Below are 16,923 nucleotides of genomic sequence, written 5' to 3' on the forward strand. Positions count from 1 at the left end.
ATAGAAATGATCAAATTTATAAAAAGAATTTGCGTTAGTTTTGTAGTGCTTTTGCACCTATTTTTGGCTCTTGTGGTCGATTATTCATTCCCGCACTACGCAAGCGTGCAGATAACTGGTGGTGACGTAAAACGCATGGACAAAGATGGCATAATAGACGCTAAAAACCCAGCAGATGGGCCTGTTAGAGATGTCTATTTTATCTACGCAAAAGATGCGCAAAATGACCAAAAGGTGATGGCTTATAGAAATGAAGATACGGCGTGGGGCTTTCCATTTTATTTTAAATTTAACTCAGCCGACATCCAAGCCAAGGCTCAAGGCTTTGCAAATAGCGACAACAACGTCACTATCAAGTACTACGGATATAGAATTTCTATGCTAAATGAGTTTAGAAACGTGATCTCGATAAAAGATAGTGGCACAAACACCAGCTGGCCTATCGCTAGCTACGTGCTTTACTTCATCTTGTTTATCTCGCTTGTTATCTGGATAAGAAAGATAAATAAGGCTTTTGCACCAAAAACTGAAAATTTAGATACGAAAAAAGAGGCTGTATAAATCAGGGGCTTTATTAGCCCTTTTTGTTTATAAGATCAATAAGCCTAACGTCCTCGCTTCTTACGATTAGGCTCTTTGGCAGGTTAAATTTAGCTATCACTTCGCACTCTTTCTCCCTCATCTGCCCGTCATCCTTTTCGTGATCATATCCCAAGATATGCAGCAAGCCATGTGTAAAAAGTAGCGCAGTTTCAGCTTCTTCGCTGTGATTTAGCTCGGCAGCTTTTTCTTTTACCATATCTTTGTTTATGACTACCGAGCCAAGTGGGGCGTGGATGACAAGCTCAAGGGGGAAGCTTAAGACGTCAGTGGTTTTATCTATACCGCGCTCAGATCTGTTTAGCTCTCTCATCTCATCTTTATTGATAAATAAAAGCTCAACTTCTCCAGGCGTTAGATATGAGCAAATTTGATCTAAAATTTCTGGATAACTCTCTTCGCAAAGTATCATTTTTGGCTTGTCCTTAGTAAATTTTTGTATAATTTTAGCAAATTTAAAGGGCAAAATATGAAAAAAGCAGTTTGTATAATGAGCGGTGGCATGGATAGCACGCTTTGCGCTGTGATGGCAAAGAGGGCTGGATATGATGTGGTCGCACTTCATTTTGACTATAATCAAAGAACAATGAAGCGAGAAAAGCGCGCGTTTGACGAGATCTGTGAGCGACTTGGCGTGGTCAAAAAGATAAATTTAGACGTTAGCTTCATCGCTCAAATAGGCGGAAATTCGCTAACGGATAAGAGCCTGCAGATAAGAAAAGATGGCGTTAGCAAGGACGTGCCAAACACCTACGTGCCGTTTAGAAATGGCGTATTTATCTCAATCGCCGCAGCACTTGCTGAAAAAGAAGGAGCGCAGGCGATCTACATAGGCGTGGTCGAGGAGGATAGCTCTGGGTATCCTGACTGCAAAGAGAGCTTTATAAAAAGCATAAATGAGGCGATAAATTTAGGCACGTCGGCTGATTTTTCTTGCGAGATCGTCACACCGCTTGTAAATTTAAGCAAGGCTGATATCGTCTCAAAGTCGCTTGAGCTTAATTCACCAATAGAGCTTACATGGAGCTGCTACGAGAGCGAGGACGAGGCGTGCGGGCTTTGTGATAGCTGTAGGCTAAGGCTAAATGGCTTTAAAAAAGCAAACGCCGTTGATAAAATCCCTTATAAAAAGTGAAATTTGCCTTGAAATTTAAAAGCTAACTACTATAAATTTAGTAGCTAGCCTAAAATTTACTCTAAATTTAGCTCGCTTATCTGTTTTGCAAGCTTCTCTTTGTATTCAGCCAAAGAGCTTTTGATGATATTTGCATAGTCGTTTTGATTTACTAAAAGATACTCCTCTTTGCGTTTTACAACCGTGCTTAGCTCCTTGTTATTTACGCTTAAAGTGGTGCTTATATCGGTATTTAGACCAACTTTTACCGCACCAAGCGTTAAGTAAGTCCAAAGTTTTTCTATCTTTGCATTGACGCTTATCGTATCCTTATCTACTTCGTTTTCATTTTTTATGACCTGGTAGCCGTTGCTTCTAAAGGCATCCTCGATGCGCGCCCTTACTACGCTAGTTGTTCTTTGCTTATTTTCTAAAATGACGTTCCATAGCCCCTTGCCATAGCTGCTTCTGGTTCTGCCGATGTATTTTTGCTTATCTTTTGCGCTAACTTCATTTACATTGTGCTTATATAAAGATGGGGTGCTTGCTTGTTTTGGGTCGTTTTCAAAGGCTCTCACATCCTTGACGCTTTCGATGTAAATTTTTGTCTTTTTGCTAATGCTTGAAGGTGCTTGCTCGTCTGGTAAACTCACAAATATCCCCTTTGGAGCGCAGCCGCAAAGCATAAAAGCGGCAAATACCACTAGTAATAAATTTTTTATTTTCATCCTTTTAAATAAATTTCAAATGTAAATCGTTTTTTTGTAAATTTTATTAACTCTTTGTGCTAGATTTCAAATTTATATTTTGATATCCATAATCATAAAATCTTAAATTTAATAACTAAAATTTAAATTTAACTTTTCTTGACTGCTATCAACCAAAATGGCTAGCCACCTAGGATAGAATCCGCTTAAATTTTTAAATTTAAAAGGAGAGACGATGAAAGATATGAAGATGTTTTGCCATCAGTGCGAGATGAGCGCTGAGGATGGATGCGGTGCAAAGGGTCAGCCTATGGGTACCTGTGGCAAGAGTGACACGCTAGCGCTTTTGCAAGATACGATGGTTTTTGGCTTAAAAGGCCTTAGCGCATACCGCCACCACGCACACGAGCTTGGCGCTGATACTAGCAACGTTGATCGCGTTATGGCTGATACGCTTTATTTCACGCTTACAAACTCAAATTTCAACTTCGACGAGCACATCAAGCAGCTTCTTGAAGTAGGCGGTGCTGGCGTTGAGGTGATGAACCTGCTAAGCGAGGCTCACACAGCTAAATTTGGCATCCCAACACCAGTTAGAGTGAGCCAAAACAAGGTCGAGGGCAAGGCGATCTTAGTAAGTGGCCACAACTTGCACGCTCTAAAAGCGCTACTTGAGGCGACAAAAGATAAAGGCATCAACATCTACACTCACTCAGAGATGCTTCCAGCTCACGGATACCCAGAACTACGCAAGTATAGCCACCTAAAAGGCAACGTCGGCAAGGCGTGGTTTGACCAAACTAAGCTATTTAACGAATTTAAGGGCGCGATACTAATGACAACAAACTGCATCGTGCCACTACGCTCAAACTGCACATACGCTGACAGGCTATTTGGCTACTCGATTGCAGGCACAAACGGCGTAAAACACATCGAAAACGACGACTTCACACCACTTATCGAGTGCGCACTAGCTTGTGGCGACGTTAGCGGCTTTGATAGCGACGAGAGCCTAGTAACTGGCGGCCACTACAAGACTATCTTAACTTTAGCCCCACAAATTTTAGACGCGATAAACACTGGCAAGATCCGCAGATTTTTCGTGATCGCCGGCTGTGACGCGCCTGGCAAGGGACGTGAGTACTATAGAGAGCTAGCTGCTAGCCTTCCAAAAGACTGCGTGATACTTACTTCAAGCTGTGGCAAATTTAGATTTAACGACATCGACTTTGGCAACGTCCCAGGCACCGAGTTACCACGCTACATCGACCTTGGCCAGTGCAACGACAGCAACGGCGCGGTTAAGATCGCTCTAGCACTAAGCGAGGCAACAGGCATCGCAGTAAATGACCTACCAGTTTCTATCGTGCTAATGTGGATGGAGCAAAAAGCGGTCATCATCTTGCTAGCGCTATTTAGCCTTGGTATCAAAAATATCAATGTAGGACCTAGCTTGCCTAAATTTTTCAATGAAGAGATCATAAATTTCTTAGTAGATAAATTTAACGTTAGACCAATTAGCGGCGACGCGCAGGCTGATCTAAAATACTTCTTAGGTGAGTAAAAAACTGCCAGGGCTTAGGCTCTGGCTCTAAATTTAAAAGAGTCCGCCTTGCTCTTTGCTTTGGCTAAGGCTATCAAGTAGTTCTTCTTTTTTGCAAAGCACGAGGGCGTAGACGAAATTTTGTAGCTTCTTTATCTCGTCTAAATTTTCATAAAAAATAGCGTTTTCAACCTTTAGCGTGCTATCTTTTGGCAGGCAAAATTTAAGCTCGCTCTCGCTGAAATTTCGCCTTAGAAATATACTTTCAGTCAAAAAAAGCTCCTCGTCTTCTTCAGCTATCACCGCTCTAAAACTGCTACCAAAGCCAACTGGCTTAAAGTCTTTGTCGATAAAGACTGGGTCAAAGTGCGATGAAATCCTGTTCTCTGTCACTTTAAAGCCGATATTGTTTTTCTTAAGATAGCCAAGAAGTCCGCAAAACATACCAGCAAAAACTCTAGGGATTGATAAATTTTGATAGTATTTGTCATCGTAAATGAGCGTTGTAAAGAAGATCGAACTTGGATTTAGCACGCTTATGTTTGTGTCAGTCCAGGCTGTCTCGTAAAGTAGCGAGAGCCTTTGAAGTATCCTCGTATCGTCGCTAAAAAATGTGTCAAACAAATTTGCATGAAAAATTTTATAAAAAAGCTCGGTTAAATTTTCAGGTATGACGTGGGCGTTTTTTTCGAGGTGCGACTTCTCTAAAAGCGCTTTTATGAAGGGATTGACCGCGCAAAATTTGATATTTTTGTGGATCGCTTCAAAGCGCATGAGCTTGATGATAGCCGTTTGCAGGCTTGCTACCTTGATAAAGGCTATCTCATCGTCGCTTGGCGTGATATCTTCTTCGCTAATGATAGCGTAGGCGCCTTGCTTTATCGCAGATGCGATCTGATCGCTTTGCGTGGCGATGAGAGCGTAGCCTCGTTTTATATTTTTGGCCTCAAACGCGAAGCTAGTCACGCTTGAGATGCTTGGGTTGTTTAAAATTTGCCCATTTATTATGTGGGTTAAATTTTCTATCGTCATTTAGCCAACGATCGCGCCGTTTTTGACCTTGCCCTGCGTGCCAAGAAGCATTAGTGAGCCGTCTGATGCGCTTAGGATCATGCCTTGTGAGACATATTTTTTCATCATTGTTCGCTCTTTTAAATTTGCTAAAACGCAAACTTGCTTGCCCACAAGCGAGCTAGGCTCGTAGTATTTGGCGATGCCTGATAAAATTTGACGTGGCTGCTCCTCGCCAAGATCTATCTTAAATTTAAGTAGCTTCTCACTGCCCTCAACCCTCTCGCACTCGAGCACTTCGCCCACTTTTATCACTATTTTGGCAAAGTCATCGATACTAATGATACCTTCTTCTTTTTTCTCCTCTTTTGGCTCAGCTTTTGCCTCTACTTTTGGCTCGCTTGCCTCGCCCATTAGCTCTTTTTCTATCCTTGGGAAAAGTGGCTCAGTAGCTTTTGCCACAAAATTTGAAATTTCATTTTTCAAAACAAGACCTTCGTAAGAAGCCGTATCTATGCTAAAGCCAAGCGTATCAGCTATCTTAGCGCAAGTTTTTGGCATAGCTGGGCTAAGCAGTATCGCCACTTTTGCAAGTAAATTTGCGCAAAGCGCCACAAGTGCGTTTGCTTCGTCACTTTTGCCAGCTTTTACAAGCGACCATGGCTCATACTTCGCAACGGCTGCGTTTGCCAGAGTTACAACCTTCCAAAGATCTTCTAAATAGCGGTTTGTAGCTAAATTTTCTAAATTTTTTATAGCCTCATCAAGATAGCCTTTTGCCTCATCAAGCTCGGCTTTGTGAAATTTGACCACGTCTTTTGAGTCGATCTTATAGTCGCTATACTTTGCACTCATGCCCACTATGCGGCTTAGCAGGTTGCCAAGTCCGTTGCCAAGCTCTGAGTTTATGCGCTCGATCAAAGCCTTTTGGCTGTAGTCGCCATCTTGTCCAAACGGCACCTCTCTAAGCAAAAAGTATCTGAAATTTTCAAGCCCATAAGCGTTTGCGACCTCTCTTGGGTTTATGACGTTGCCCTTGCTTTTGCTCATCTTTTCGCCATCTATCGTCCACCAGCCGTGCGCTGCGACGTGTTTTGGCAGTGGCAAGCCAAGGCTCATCAAAAATGCTGGCCAATAAACTGCGTGAAAGCGCAAGATATCCTTACCGACGATATGCGTCGTATGCGGCCAAAGGTCCATTCTAGCGTTATCTCTTGAGTATCCTAGAGTTGTTAGGTAGTTTATGAGTGCGTCAAGCCAGACGTACATAACGTGCTTGTCGTCATTTGCACTCTTTGGTAGCTTTATACCCCAGTCAAAGCTCGTTCTTGTGACTGAGAGATCTTTTAGTCCGCCTTTTACAAAGCTTACGACCTCGTTTTTCTTGCCCTTTGGGATGACGCAAAGCTCGTCGTTTTCATACCATTTTAAAAGTGCGTCTTCATATTTTGAAAGCTTGAAAAAGTAGCTCTCTTCTTTAACCAAAGATGTTACACGGCCGCAGTCTGGACAGCGGTTGTCCTCAAGCAGGTCTCTTTGGTTGAAAAATGTCTCGCAGCTAACGCAGTAAAAGCCCTCGTACTCGCCCTTGTAGATGTCGCCGTTTGCTTGCATCTTTTCAAAGACATTTTGCACGGTTTGCTTGTGCTCTTCGTCGGTTGTTCTTATGAAGTGGTCGTAGCTTATCTCAAATTCGTCCCAAAGAGATCTAAATTTCGCACTGATCTCATCAGCGTATTCTTTTGGCGTTTTGCCTCTAGCGCGAGCTGCTTGCTCGATCTTTTGACCATGCTCGTCTGTGCCAGTCATGAAGTAGGTCTCTTTGCCTTGCAAGCGGTTAAATCTAGCAAGTGTGTCAGCGATGATAGTCGTGTAGGCGTGACCGATGTGTGGCACGTCATTTACGTAATAAATCGGAGTAGTTATATAAGCTTTTTCTTTCATATTTTTCCTTTAAATTTAAAAATCAAATCCGCCGTCACTGCCGGTGTTGCCTTTTGACATCGAGTTGTAGCAGCTATTTACATACTCTATCCTCGTCTCGCAGTCAAAAAATGCCTCGCAGTTAAAACAGCTTTTGCGACCTTTTTGCTCTTGGCACTCTTGCATGATTTTAGCCTTTTGTTTTAGGGCTAGTTCAAATGCGTCAAGTGGCTCGTTTGCTTGTGCTTCTTGCATTATTTTTGCTCGTAAAATTTATGCAAAAGTGAAATTTCATCACGTGAGCCAAAGAAGCATGGCGTAGTTTGGTGAATTTTTTCTATTTTTATATCAAAAAGTGTTTGATTTTTGCCGTTTGAGGTTGCGCCCTTTGCGTTTTCATATATAAAGGCAAATGGCAACACCTCAAAGACAACCCTTAGCTTGCCATTTGGATGATCGCTCGTTGCTGGGTAGCTAAAAAGACCGCCGCCTTTTAGTAAAATTTGATGCAAGTCGCTTACCATCGCACCTGAGTATCTTAGCCTGTAGCCCTCGTTAAATAGCTCGTTTATAAAATTTCTATGCGTTTGGCTCCAGCCTTTTTGCGTAGCTCCTGTGGCGTTTAGCTTGCCTTTTTCTTTTAGCTCAAGCTCTTTTACAAATTTAAACTCGCCATTTTTGCCAAGCCTATAAAATTTAGGCAAAGCGCCTTTTTTCTCAGCAATTACTAGCTCAAGTCTTGGACCATAGATGCTGTAAGCTGCGGCTATTAAATTTTCTGGTTTTACCTCGTCTTCGTAGATACCAAAGATCGAGCCAACGGCGAAATTTACATCAACTAAGCTTGAGCCATCAAGTGGATCGTAAGCGATGATAAATTTAGCATTTTTATTTATCTCAAGCTCGTCCTCTTTCTCTTCGCTAATTAGCGCTTTTACGCATGAAAGCTGCTTAAATTTAGCCGTGATGATCTCGTCGCTTTTTACATCAAGCTTTAGCTGGGTGTCGCCAGTTGCGTTTTCGTGAGTTGTGTAGCCAAGATCGGCGTATTTTATGACCTCGCTTATCTCTTTTGCGATATCTTTTATGGTGTTAAAAATTTGGTTTAGTTCTTGCATTATACAGCCTTTGTATTTTTGATTATCCACGCACAAATGGCGTCTATATCGTCTAAATTTATATTTGTGATCTCGTAGGGGATCTGCTCTTTATAAGTGGCGATCGCGTCTGAAAAGCTAAGATATGCTTCATCGATCTCGCCTCTAAAGACGCTTAGTCTTGGCAGTGGTAGCGTCTTTAGCCCCTCGACTAGGAGCATATCAAACTCGCCGATCATCCTTATGACCTCGTCTATGCCTTGCGAGCTTTGTGAAAAATAAGTCGTTCTAGTCGGACTCATCACAACTACGTCAGCTCCTGCCTGAGAAAATTTAAAGCTATCCTTGCCTTCAACGTCAAATTTGGCCTTGTCGCCTGGGTCGTGCTTGACCACAACGACCTTTAGCCCGTCATCTATAAATTTTTTTGCGACTTTTAAGATAAGCGTCGTTTTTCCGCTATTTGAAGGGCCAGAAAAAGCAATGGCAAGTCTTTTCATAAGAGCCTTTTTGGTTAAAATTTCTTGCGATTATAGCTCATATTGGCTTTAAAATTTATGAGTGAAATTTAAAAAATAAAATGCTAAAATGCGAGAAAATTTAATGTTTTAAGAGTTTTTATGAGAAAATTTACACTATTTTTTATATTTGTTTTGATGATATTTGGTTGTGCTGATCAAAAAGTGATCGTGCATGAGCCACTAAAAAATGAGCTTTTAGCCTACACAAGCAAGAGTGAGATCATAGATGGCACCGATAGAACGCTCATAATCGCAACCTATCTAAATCCTATATATAACTCAAATTTAGACGAGAACAAAGAGCACTTTTTAGTAGCCATAAACCCAAAAGAGCATGCGCAAAATTTGAGCAATATAAAGGTAAATGGTGACTCAAATGCCACAAATGCAAGGCTGCTTGATGAAAGTGACGAGATGCTTAAATTTGCTGGATTTTCTATGCCTTGGGCGGTCTATTATGAAGTGACCGCACCAAGTAAGCAAAGCGACGATCTCGCGCTTAGTTTCGAAATTTATCAGTCAAAGCCGGTTTTGTTAAATTTTCGAAAAGTTGCGAAATCTTTATACTGGAACCATTAAGCGCCATATAGATCACGTAGTTTGCAAGCACCTTCTTGCCGTAGTTTCTAGTCTCAGCCACTGGGACTAGCTCGATCGATAAAAATGGCTCAAATTTACCTTCTTTAAACATATCATCTCTTGTGATGACTTTTTTGGTAAAGCCGATACCGCCGTTATACGCGTAGGCTGTAAAGAGCGGATGGTAAAGAAATTTATCAAGGTAGTTTAGGTGGTGATTTGCAAATTTAAAGGCGACATCGGTTTTAAAAAGATCGTCTTGGTCAAAATTTGGAATTTTTAGCTCTTTTTTACCGATCGCATTTGCAAGAAATGGCATAAACTGCATCATACCAAGGGCGTATGAGGTAGAAACCACGCTTGGGATAAAGAGGCTCTCTTGTCTAGCAAGTGCGTAGATCATCGACTTTCGCTCAGTGCTGATGCCCTCAAGCTCTGGTGAGCTTGGCATCAAAAAGTACTGCTTCTCCCAGCCATGCGCCTTTTGCATGAAGTATGCGTATGCGCCGATGCTCTCGTTTGTGTAAAATTTCATCGCAAATTCGCTTGCTTGTGTGGCGTTCATATCCTTTGCAAGAGCAGCGGTTTTGTTCCATAAAAATGGATCGCTCACATCAAAATTTTCGATATTTTGCTTGCTAGGTCTTGGCACGATCACCTCAAGTGGCTCACCACCGACCAAATCTCTTGCGTAAAGTGAGTAGATATTTGCATCTTTGCTAGCACTTAGCTCTTTTAAAAAACTCTCATCGCCGCTTAGTTCATACTGCCAAAATGTGGCATTGTCTCTTTGCCAAGCCCTATCAAAGGTGTTTTTAGCTCTTGTGAAAAAGCTAAAAGCAACGTCATTTTGACCAAGCAAGATGGCGTTTAGTCCAAGTGTAAATGCGTCGCTTTTTTCAGTTACAGCTGGATCTATGCTAAGTAAATTTCTTCTAAAGCCTTCATATTTTTTATTAAAAACTACATCGTTTAGTAAATTTGTAAAGCCCTTTTGCAAGTAGAGCTTGTTCATAAAATTTGCTTCAAAATTTGTGCTAAAAAGAGCGCTTTTGCTTTGCGGGTTTGAGGCATTAAAAAGCTCTAAAAAGCTCTTTGTATCATTTACATTTGCAAAGCTTAGAGCCGGGTTTGGCTCGTTTAAAGTGCGTAAAATCCTAGCTTTTTCTGGATTTGTGCTTGCAAGATTTGCCGCTAAAATTTCACGAGTTTTGCTATCAAGCTTTAGAGAAAAGCTCATCGTTGTTAGTAAATTTTGGCAAGCCAAGCTAGCAGTTGTGATATTGCTTGCGTTTATGCCAGGGCATTTGCTAGGAGCTGATTTTGGCGGCAAAATTTTATTGATTGATTTTTGAACTAAGCCACTTTTTCTAAAAACGTCGCGTGAAAGCTCAACTATCTGCTCCTTTGTGTAGCTACCTTCGTTTATGAGGCGGTTTATGTAGTAGTCTTTTGCAAGGCTTTTTGGCTCGTTTTTTAGCTCTTCGTAGGTATAAATTTTAGCTAAAAGAGCGACGCAGGCTAAAGAGATGATACTAAAGAGACGCAGCAAAAACAAACAAAAGCCTTATTAGAAATTGACTTAAAAATTGAAGTGCCAAAAGCACGATGAGCGGGGCAAAGTCGATGCCGTTAAATTCTGTTTTGATGTAGCGTCTGATGAAGCTATAAACAGGATCAGTAAGCCTATAAAGTAGCTGCACGACCGGCGAGCTAGGATCAGGCTTAACCCAGCTAACAAGCGCTGCTGCGATGATGATCCACGTATAGACAGTGACTATGATGTTTAAGATGTTTGCGATCGCTGTAAATAGTGTCGAAAGTATCATTTTTGCTCCTAGATTAAAATTTTCGCTAGATCATCTTTGATGAGCGGGTAGAGCTCGCTTAGCTCAGGGCCGTGAAGGTCGTTTGTAAGCAGCGCACGTAGCGGCATAAAAAAGTTTTTGCCTTTTAAATTTGTAGCAGCCATAAGCTCTTTTTTAAACTCATCAAATGTTTCGCATGCTTTTAAAGTACGAGCTGCTTCTTTTATGATCTCAAATTCGCTCTTGTACTCATCTGGAGCTATTTTTGGCGAATATATAGCCTCTACTTTTGCCTTTATCTCAGGCACTAGTGAGCTCTCTTGAGTATAAAATTTAACTAACTCAACCTTGCTCTCATCCACGCCAAATATCTCTTTTATGCGCTCTTTTGAAGCAAGCTTGATGTGTTCTCTATTTATCTGCTCAAGTTTTTTCACGTCAAATCTAGCAGGTGAGCGTGAAATTTTGGTTATATCAAACCACTTCACTGCATCTTCGATCGTAAAAATTTCAGTTGGAGTTTTGTTGCCAAGAAGTATCAGATAGTTTGCGATCGCCTCAGGTAAAAATCCCTGCTCAAAGAGCCATTTTACGCTTGATTCGTTCTCGCGTTTGCTCATTTTTTTACCCTCTATATTTAAAAGGATAGGCAAATGTGCGTAGTTCATCTTGCCAGTGTAGCCAAGGCCCTCGCGTATGAGGTCTTGCTTAGGCGTGTTGCTCACGTGATCCTCGCCGCGTATGACAAAGGTCACGCCCTCAAGCATATCATCAACCGCGCAGGCGAAGTTGTAAGTTGGTGTTTTGTCTGCTCTCATGATGACAAAGCTATCAATAGCGTCTGGCTCGAAGCTTAGCTCGCCTTTGATCGCATCTGTAAAGCTCATCGTGCATGTTGGTTTTTTCATGCGGATGACAAATGGCTTTTCGCAGTTTAAAACTTCAGCGTCGCTTAGTCTCTCGCAGGTGCCGTCATATCTATATGCCACGCCTTGCTCTTTTGCTTTTTGTTTTTTTGCTTCAAGCTCTTCTTCGGTGCAAAAGCAAGCAAAGGCCTTTTTATCGATGAGAAGCTTTGATGCAAGCTGTCTGTGGAATTTTAAATTTTCACTTTGGATGTAAATTTGCTCTGGTTTTATGCCAAATTTGCTCAAAATTTCTAAGATATCTTTCTCTTTTCCCTCGATATTTCGCTCTTTGTCGGTATCTTCTATGCGTAAAATAAAGCCACTTTTATCTTGCAAAGAACAAATATAGTTGAAAATAGCAGCACGTAAATTTCCTATGTGCATATCTCCTGTTGGAGAGGGTGCAAAACGATACATAAGCTCATTCCTTACGTTAAATTTGAAGTTTGGATTATAACACTAGCTTGATAAATTTAAAGTTATGTAATTTTAAATTTTTAGGCTAAGCAAAGCATAGTTTTTATAAAATCCGCACGAAAATTTAACTATTTATAGGAGAAAGAATGAGTTTTATCAGCGAATTTAAAGAATTTGCGATGCGCGGAAATGTCATAGATATGGCAGTTGGTGTTGTTATCGGTGGAGCATTTGGAAAGATTGTCTCATCACTAGTTGGTGATATTATCATGCCAGTTGTTGGCGCTATAACAGGCGGTGTAAATTTCACTGATCTTAAGCTAACGCTAAAAGAAGCAGCAGAGGGTGCGCCAGCTGTTACGATAAACTATGGCTCATTTATACAAACAATGGTTGATTTCTTAATCATTGCGTTTTGTATCTTTTGCGTCATCAAAGCTTTAAATACACTTAAAAATAAACTACCAAAAAAAGAAGAGGCAGCTCCTGCAGAGCCTGAAACTCCAGCTGATATAGCACTTCTTACTGAGATCAGAGATCTTCTAAAAAAATAAATTTTTTAATCATAAGGGAGAAAGCTCCCTTTGAAATCCGTTAAATTTTGTCCTATTTTTTATGCTAAAATGCTTTTTCATCTTAAAAGCGAGTAAAATATGATAGAACAAATCCCATTTTTTCAAGGCCTTGACGCAGAGGACCTAGCCAAACTTGAAGCAATAAGCGTTGTTAAAAAATACAAAAAAGGCGAGTTTTTATTTATAGAGGGCGAGGAGCCAAAGTGGCTTACGTTTTTGATAACTGGCTCAGTTAAGCTTTATAAAACTACGGCAAATGGCAAGGAAATTTTTATCCATCAGCTTGCACCTATGAATTTTGTAGCTGAAGTTGTAAATTTTGAAAATATCCCTTATCCAGCAAGTGCCATTTTTACGATCTCTGGCGAGGTTTTAAAGATAAATTATGAAAAATTTGAAGCACAATTTTTAACAAAGCCAGAAATTTGCATGAAATTTCTAAAATCAATGGCTCAAAAGATAAGAATAACTACAAATTTACTCCACCAAGAACTAATACTAAGCTCCGAAGAGAAGGTGGCTAGGTTCATTTTAAATCATGAAGATCTATTTAATGAGCTAAAGCATACAAAAATTTCATCAATACTCAATATGACTCCAGAAACTTTTTCGAGAATTTTAAATAAATTTAAAACAAATGGTTTAGTCAAACTTGATGAGAAGAACCAAATTTTGGAAAAAAATGTAGGTGGGCTACAAGAAATTTATTCTTATTGAAAGTTAATATCAAATAAATATATTCATTTACTTAAAGAAAAAATTTATATATTTTTGGATAATATTCGTCTAAAATTTTCGTAAAAATTTACGATATATTGATAAATTCAGGAGGAAATTTTGGCTGAAGTTAAGAAGAAATTTTTTGTTTGGTCATCTGTGATAATAGGCATCGTAATCGGCCTTATCGCTTCTATGGGCATAGCTGATGCACTTCACGCGACTGGTAGTGGCTACATCTGTACCATTTGTCACACGATGGATCCTATGAATGCTGCATATCATGAAGATGTACACGGCGGCAATAACAAGCTTGGCATAAAAGCTGAATGTTCAGCCTGTCACCTAAACCATACAAGTGCCTATACCTATGTACTTACAAAACTTAAAGTATCGATAAATGATGGCTATAAGACATTTTTTACAGATACAGACAAGATCGACTGGCGTAAAAAACGCGAGCACGCATCTCACTTTGTCTATGATAGTGGGTGTTTAACTTGTCACTCAAATTTAAAAAATGTTATTCAAGCTGGTAAATCATTCTTGCCACATAGAGATTATTTCGTTCTTGGAAATCCTAATAAGAAATCATGTGTTGACTGCCACGAGCATGTTGGTCACAAGAATTTAGGACTACAAATCGATAAATTTGAAGCAATTAAAAAACAAGAAAACAATAAAACCAAGTAAGGAGGAGAGATGTTTAAAAAGTCGCTAATGTTATTAGCCTGTCTAATGTCTTTTGGCTTTGCCGCAAACATGGATGCAAATAAATCTGACGCTTTAAACCTTAATGTTGTAAAAAACATTAAAGTTGCTCACAAAATGTCAGACTTATCAAAAAGCTGTGTTGAGTGCCACGCTAAAGAGACACCCGGCATAGTTGCCGATTGGAAAAATAGTCGCCACGCTCACGTTGGCGTAAGTTGTATGGATTGCCACTCTGTAAATGCAGATAATCCTATGGCTTCAGTTAAGGTGCATCCAAAAGATTCTAACAACCATGTTTCAATGCTAGTTAGCCCAAAAACTTGTGCTAAGTGCCACGAAAACGAAGTTGATGAACTAGTAAAGAGCGGTCACGCAAGAGCTGCTATGCAAATGTATGCTAATCCTGCAATGGTGAAACTAATGTATCACTATGAGGGAGCAGATCATCCTGACTTTAAAATGGCTCCAGATGCCACTGGTTGTTCTCAGTGCCACGGAACCGTCATCAAACTAGACGCTGATCACAAACCTACAAAAGAGACTTGGCCAAACTATGGTATAGGCAATGTTTATCCAGATGGTGGCGTAGGTAACTGTAAATCATGTCACAGCGCGCACACATTTAGCGTAGCTGAAGCTAGAAAACCAGCTGCTTGTGCATCTTGCCACCTTGGACCTGATCACCCAGATATTGAGATCTTTAACAACTCAATGCACGGACATATCTATAACAGTGAAGCTCACAAATGGAACTTTGATGCTGCTCCTGATACATGGGATGTACCAGACTTTAGAGCTCCAACTTGTGCAGCTTGCCACATGAGTGGTGTTGGTGAAACAACAACAACTCACAACGTTTCAAGAAGACTAAAATGGAACCTATGGGGCATCAGCAGTAAGCTAAGAACAGCTGGTGATGAACAAGCTGCTGTTGTTTACGAAAAAACTGGCAAACTAACCATAGGAACGCCACTTGCAGGTCATCCAAATGGACCAGAAGCAGCAAGAGCTGAGATGAAACTAGTTTGTAAAGCTTGCCACTCTACAACTCACACAGATAACTTCTTCATTATGGGTGATAAACAAGTAGAGCTTTATAACGTTTATAGCGCTGAAGCAACTAAGATGCTTGAAGAGTTGAAAGCTAAAAACCTACTACTAGAAGATGCTTGGTCAGATGAATTCCAAGATGTCTACTATCATATGTGGCACCATGAAGGTCGTCGTATGAGACAAGGCGCTCTAATGGGTGGTCCTGACTACTCACACTGGCACGGTGTATTCGAAGTTAAGAACGACATTAGAAAACTTCGCAAAATCTATAAAGAAAGAATTGAATCTGGCAAAGTCCAGTAATCTTTTTTAAGGTGGGAGTTTTCCCACCTTTTTATTTTTAAATTCCAAATTTTATCTTTTAGTTATTATCCTAAGGCAAATATCTTTTAATAATTATTTTTGTAAATTTAAATTATAAAATCATACGGCTTAGCACTACAAATTGTTCTAAATAATTAATAAAATTTATAATGTAAATTTAAAAATATAAAATATAATCCTTGTTTTCAAGGAGATATTTTGGGACTTTTTCGGATTATTATTGGGGCATTTATCTTTAGTGTTTTTACAAATTTATACTCATATAAACGTTTTATAAAAAAGGTATCTTTTTTTACTCCACATCTTAAAAAAATTCGCATATTCTTATACATTATTAGTGTGCTTGAGTTTGTATTTGTTCTTCAACTAAGGTTTTCTTTCTTAAATATAGAGCTATATCTGATAGCAGGGACGCTCATTGGTTTTTCACTATTTTTATTTGGCGTTAGTTTGTTTTATGATGTTGTTAGATCCATTTGTTCAAAAGCGCATTTTAATCCCACAAGACGAAAATTTATTAAATTTTGCTTTGATGTGACATTTGTTGTTTTTATAGTTGCTTGCTTTTTAAAAGGAATTTTTAACGCACTTACTCCGCCAAAAATTAGACAAATTGGTATAAAAATAAAAAATTTACAAAATGATCTAAAAATAGCCATGATAACAGATGTGCATATTGGTGAGTTTTTGCAAAAGGACTTTGTGGCTGAGCTTGTAAAAGAGATAAATTTAGCTAGACCAGACCTAGTGGTGATAGTTGGCGACTTAGTTGATATGAGAGCTGAGCTTGTAGGCGATTTTTTAGATCCATTAAAAAACCTTAAAAGCACCTATGGCACCTTTTATGTCCCCGGCAATCACGAATACTACCACGGAGTTGATGGGATATTAGAAAAAATTCGCGCTCTAGGCATTAGGGTGCTTGGCAATAAAAATGAAAAAATAGCTGGTATAAATTTAGCAGGGGTCTATGATCTAGCTGGCATAAGATTTAAAAATCTAGAGCCAAATTTAGATGAAGCGCTAGCAGGATGCGACCCAGATCTACCGACCATCCTACTCTCTCATCAGCCAAAATTTATAAAAACTATGCAAAAAGATGTCGATCTAGTCCTTTGTGGTCACACGCATGCTGGACAAATTTTCCCTTTTAGTATCCTAGTTTTGCTGGATCAAGGTTTTTTACATGGGCTTTATAAGATTAATGATAAAATGCAAGCTTATGTTAGTAGCGGCGCAGGATTTTGGGGGCCTCCAGTTAGGATATTTGCTCCTAGTGAGATCGCTATTTTAAATTTAAGCAAGGACTAAA

Annotated in this window: 19 protein-coding genes; 9 read left to right on the plus strand and 10 right to left on the minus strand. The window is 39.8% G+C overall.

Annotated elements, in window-relative coordinates:
* The first annotated feature begins 6 nt into the window (after positions 1-6).
* A complete protein-coding gene (locus tag UNSWCS_RS05465) occupies positions 7-561 on the plus strand; it encodes a DUF1523 family protein (protein WP_021087684.1) in 555 nt (184 codons plus the stop codon).
* 13 nt (positions 562-574) lie between these two features.
* On the opposite strand, the gene ybeY is transcribed toward UNSWCS_RS05465, so the two are convergent.
* Positions 575-1,012, minus strand: coding sequence for an rRNA maturation RNase YbeY (gene ybeY / locus UNSWCS_RS05470; RefSeq protein WP_021087687.1), 438 nt, complete (start codon positions 1,010-1,012; stop codon positions 575-577).
* A 24-nt stretch (positions 1,013-1,036) separates the two neighbouring features.
* Here ybeY and queC point away from each other — a divergent pair, with 24 nt between their 5' ends.
* Complete coding sequence (queC, locus tag UNSWCS_RS05475; protein ID WP_021087656.1) at positions 1,037-1,735, plus strand: 7-cyano-7-deazaguanine synthase QueC; 699 nt, start codon at positions 1,037-1,039, stop codon at positions 1,733-1,735.
* Positions 1,736-1,791: 56 nt separating this feature from the next.
* Here queC and UNSWCS_RS05480 read toward each other — a convergent pair whose 3' ends face one another.
* Positions 1,792-2,367 (minus strand): hypothetical protein, encoded by a 576-nt coding sequence (locus tag UNSWCS_RS05480; protein WP_021087696.1) that lies wholly within the window; start codon positions 2,365-2,367, stop codon positions 1,792-1,794.
* A 289-nt stretch (positions 2,368-2,656) separates the two neighbouring features.
* On the opposite strand from UNSWCS_RS05480, the gene hcp reads away from it, so the two are divergent.
* Positions 2,657-3,985 carry a hydroxylamine reductase gene (hcp, locus tag UNSWCS_RS05485; protein ID WP_021087657.1) on the plus strand — a complete coding sequence of 443 codons (1,329 nt, stop codon included), beginning with the start codon at positions 2,657-2,659 and terminating at the stop codon, positions 3,983-3,985.
* 33 nt (positions 3,986-4,018) lie between these two features.
* On the opposite strand, the gene UNSWCS_RS05490 is transcribed toward hcp, so the two are convergent.
* Genes UNSWCS_RS05490 through mobB form a run of 5 tightly spaced genes read right to left on the minus strand, consistent with a single transcriptional unit; the run spans position 4,019 to position 8,495 of the window.
* Positions 4,019-4,996 carry a hypothetical protein gene (locus UNSWCS_RS05490; RefSeq protein ID WP_021087667.1) on the minus strand — a complete coding sequence of 326 codons (978 nt, stop codon included), beginning with the start codon at positions 4,994-4,996 and terminating at the stop codon, positions 4,019-4,021.
* Positions 4,997-6,919 (minus strand): methionine--tRNA ligase, encoded by a 1,923-nt coding sequence (gene metG, locus UNSWCS_RS05495; protein WP_021087695.1) that lies wholly within the window; start codon positions 6,917-6,919, stop codon positions 4,997-4,999.
* Positions 6,920-6,934: 15 nt separating this feature from the next.
* Positions 6,935-7,153, minus strand: coding sequence for a hypothetical protein (locus tag UNSWCS_RS05500; protein WP_002940116.1), 219 nt, complete (start codon positions 7,151-7,153; stop codon positions 6,935-6,937).
* The gene (locus tag UNSWCS_RS05505) at positions 7,153-8,016 is read right to left on the minus strand and encodes a class 1 fructose-bisphosphatase (RefSeq protein WP_021087703.1); all 864 of its coding nucleotides are present in this window, start codon (positions 8,014-8,016) and stop codon (positions 7,153-7,155) included. The genes UNSWCS_RS05500 and UNSWCS_RS05505 overlap by 1 nt, the downstream gene beginning before the upstream one ends.
* Positions 8,016-8,495 (minus strand): molybdopterin-guanine dinucleotide biosynthesis protein B, encoded by a 480-nt coding sequence (gene mobB / locus UNSWCS_RS05510; protein ID WP_021087700.1) that lies wholly within the window; start codon positions 8,493-8,495, stop codon positions 8,016-8,018. The genes UNSWCS_RS05505 and mobB overlap by 1 nt, the downstream gene beginning before the upstream one ends.
* A 120-nt stretch (positions 8,496-8,615) precedes the next feature.
* Between mobB and UNSWCS_RS05515 the strand changes: the two genes are divergently transcribed.
* Positions 8,616-9,095 (plus strand): hypothetical protein, encoded by a 480-nt coding sequence (locus tag UNSWCS_RS05515; RefSeq protein ID WP_035143569.1) that lies wholly within the window; start codon positions 8,616-8,618, stop codon positions 9,093-9,095.
* Here the strand turns inward: UNSWCS_RS05515 and UNSWCS_RS05520 are convergent.
* The 3 genes from UNSWCS_RS05520 to gltX are packed head-to-tail and all read right to left on the minus strand — an operon-like array spanning position 9,016 to position 12,228.
* Positions 9,016-10,653, minus strand: coding sequence for a lytic transglycosylase domain-containing protein (locus tag UNSWCS_RS05520; RefSeq protein ID WP_021087688.1), 1,638 nt, complete (start codon positions 10,651-10,653; stop codon positions 9,016-9,018). The two genes, UNSWCS_RS05515 and UNSWCS_RS05520, sit on opposite strands and share 80 nt — an antisense overlap.
* Positions 10,631-10,924, minus strand: coding sequence for a YggT family protein (locus tag UNSWCS_RS05525; protein WP_021087693.1), 294 nt, complete (start codon positions 10,922-10,924; stop codon positions 10,631-10,633). The genes UNSWCS_RS05520 and UNSWCS_RS05525 overlap by 23 nt, the downstream gene beginning before the upstream one ends.
* Before the next feature lie 8 nt (positions 10,925-10,932).
* Positions 10,933-12,228 carry a glutamate--tRNA ligase gene (gltX, locus tag UNSWCS_RS05530; protein WP_021087655.1) on the minus strand — a complete coding sequence of 432 codons (1,296 nt, stop codon included), beginning with the start codon at positions 12,226-12,228 and terminating at the stop codon, positions 10,933-10,935.
* 146 nt (positions 12,229-12,374) lie between these two features.
* Between gltX and mscL the strand changes: the two genes are divergently transcribed.
* The 5 genes from mscL to UNSWCS_RS05555 all read left to right on the plus strand — a co-directional run bounded on the left by mscL (position 12,375) and on the right by UNSWCS_RS05555 (position 16,922).
* Positions 12,375-12,782 carry a large-conductance mechanosensitive channel protein MscL gene (gene mscL / locus UNSWCS_RS05535; protein WP_002940088.1) on the plus strand — a complete coding sequence of 136 codons (408 nt, stop codon included), beginning with the start codon at positions 12,375-12,377 and terminating at the stop codon, positions 12,780-12,782.
* Positions 12,783-12,881: 99 nt separating this feature from the next.
* Positions 12,882-13,520: a Crp/Fnr family transcriptional regulator gene (locus UNSWCS_RS05540; protein ID WP_021087701.1), complete on the plus strand. Its 639-nt coding sequence runs from the start codon at positions 12,882-12,884 to the stop codon at positions 13,518-13,520.
* Positions 13,521-13,640: 120 nt separating this feature from the next.
* Positions 13,641-14,213, plus strand: a complete 573-nt coding sequence (locus tag UNSWCS_RS05545) for a cytochrome c3 family protein (RefSeq protein WP_009294580.1) — start codon at positions 13,641-13,643, stop codon at positions 14,211-14,213.
* Positions 14,214-14,222: 9 nt separating this feature from the next.
* The gene (locus UNSWCS_RS05550; protein ID WP_021087681.1) at positions 14,223-15,590 is read left to right on the plus strand and encodes a multiheme c-type cytochrome; all 1,368 of its coding nucleotides are present in this window, start codon (positions 14,223-14,225) and stop codon (positions 15,588-15,590) included.
* Between the two features lie 360 nt (positions 15,591-15,950).
* Positions 15,951-16,922 (plus strand): metallophosphoesterase, encoded by a 972-nt coding sequence (locus UNSWCS_RS05555; protein ID WP_235044388.1) that lies wholly within the window; start codon positions 15,951-15,953, stop codon positions 16,920-16,922.
* The last annotated feature ends 1 nt before the right edge of the window (position 16,923 follow it).

The organism is Campylobacter concisus UNSWCS (assembly GCF_000466685.1).
Lineage (GTDB): Bacteria > Campylobacterota > Campylobacteria > Campylobacterales > Campylobacteraceae > Campylobacter_A > Campylobacter_A concisus_A.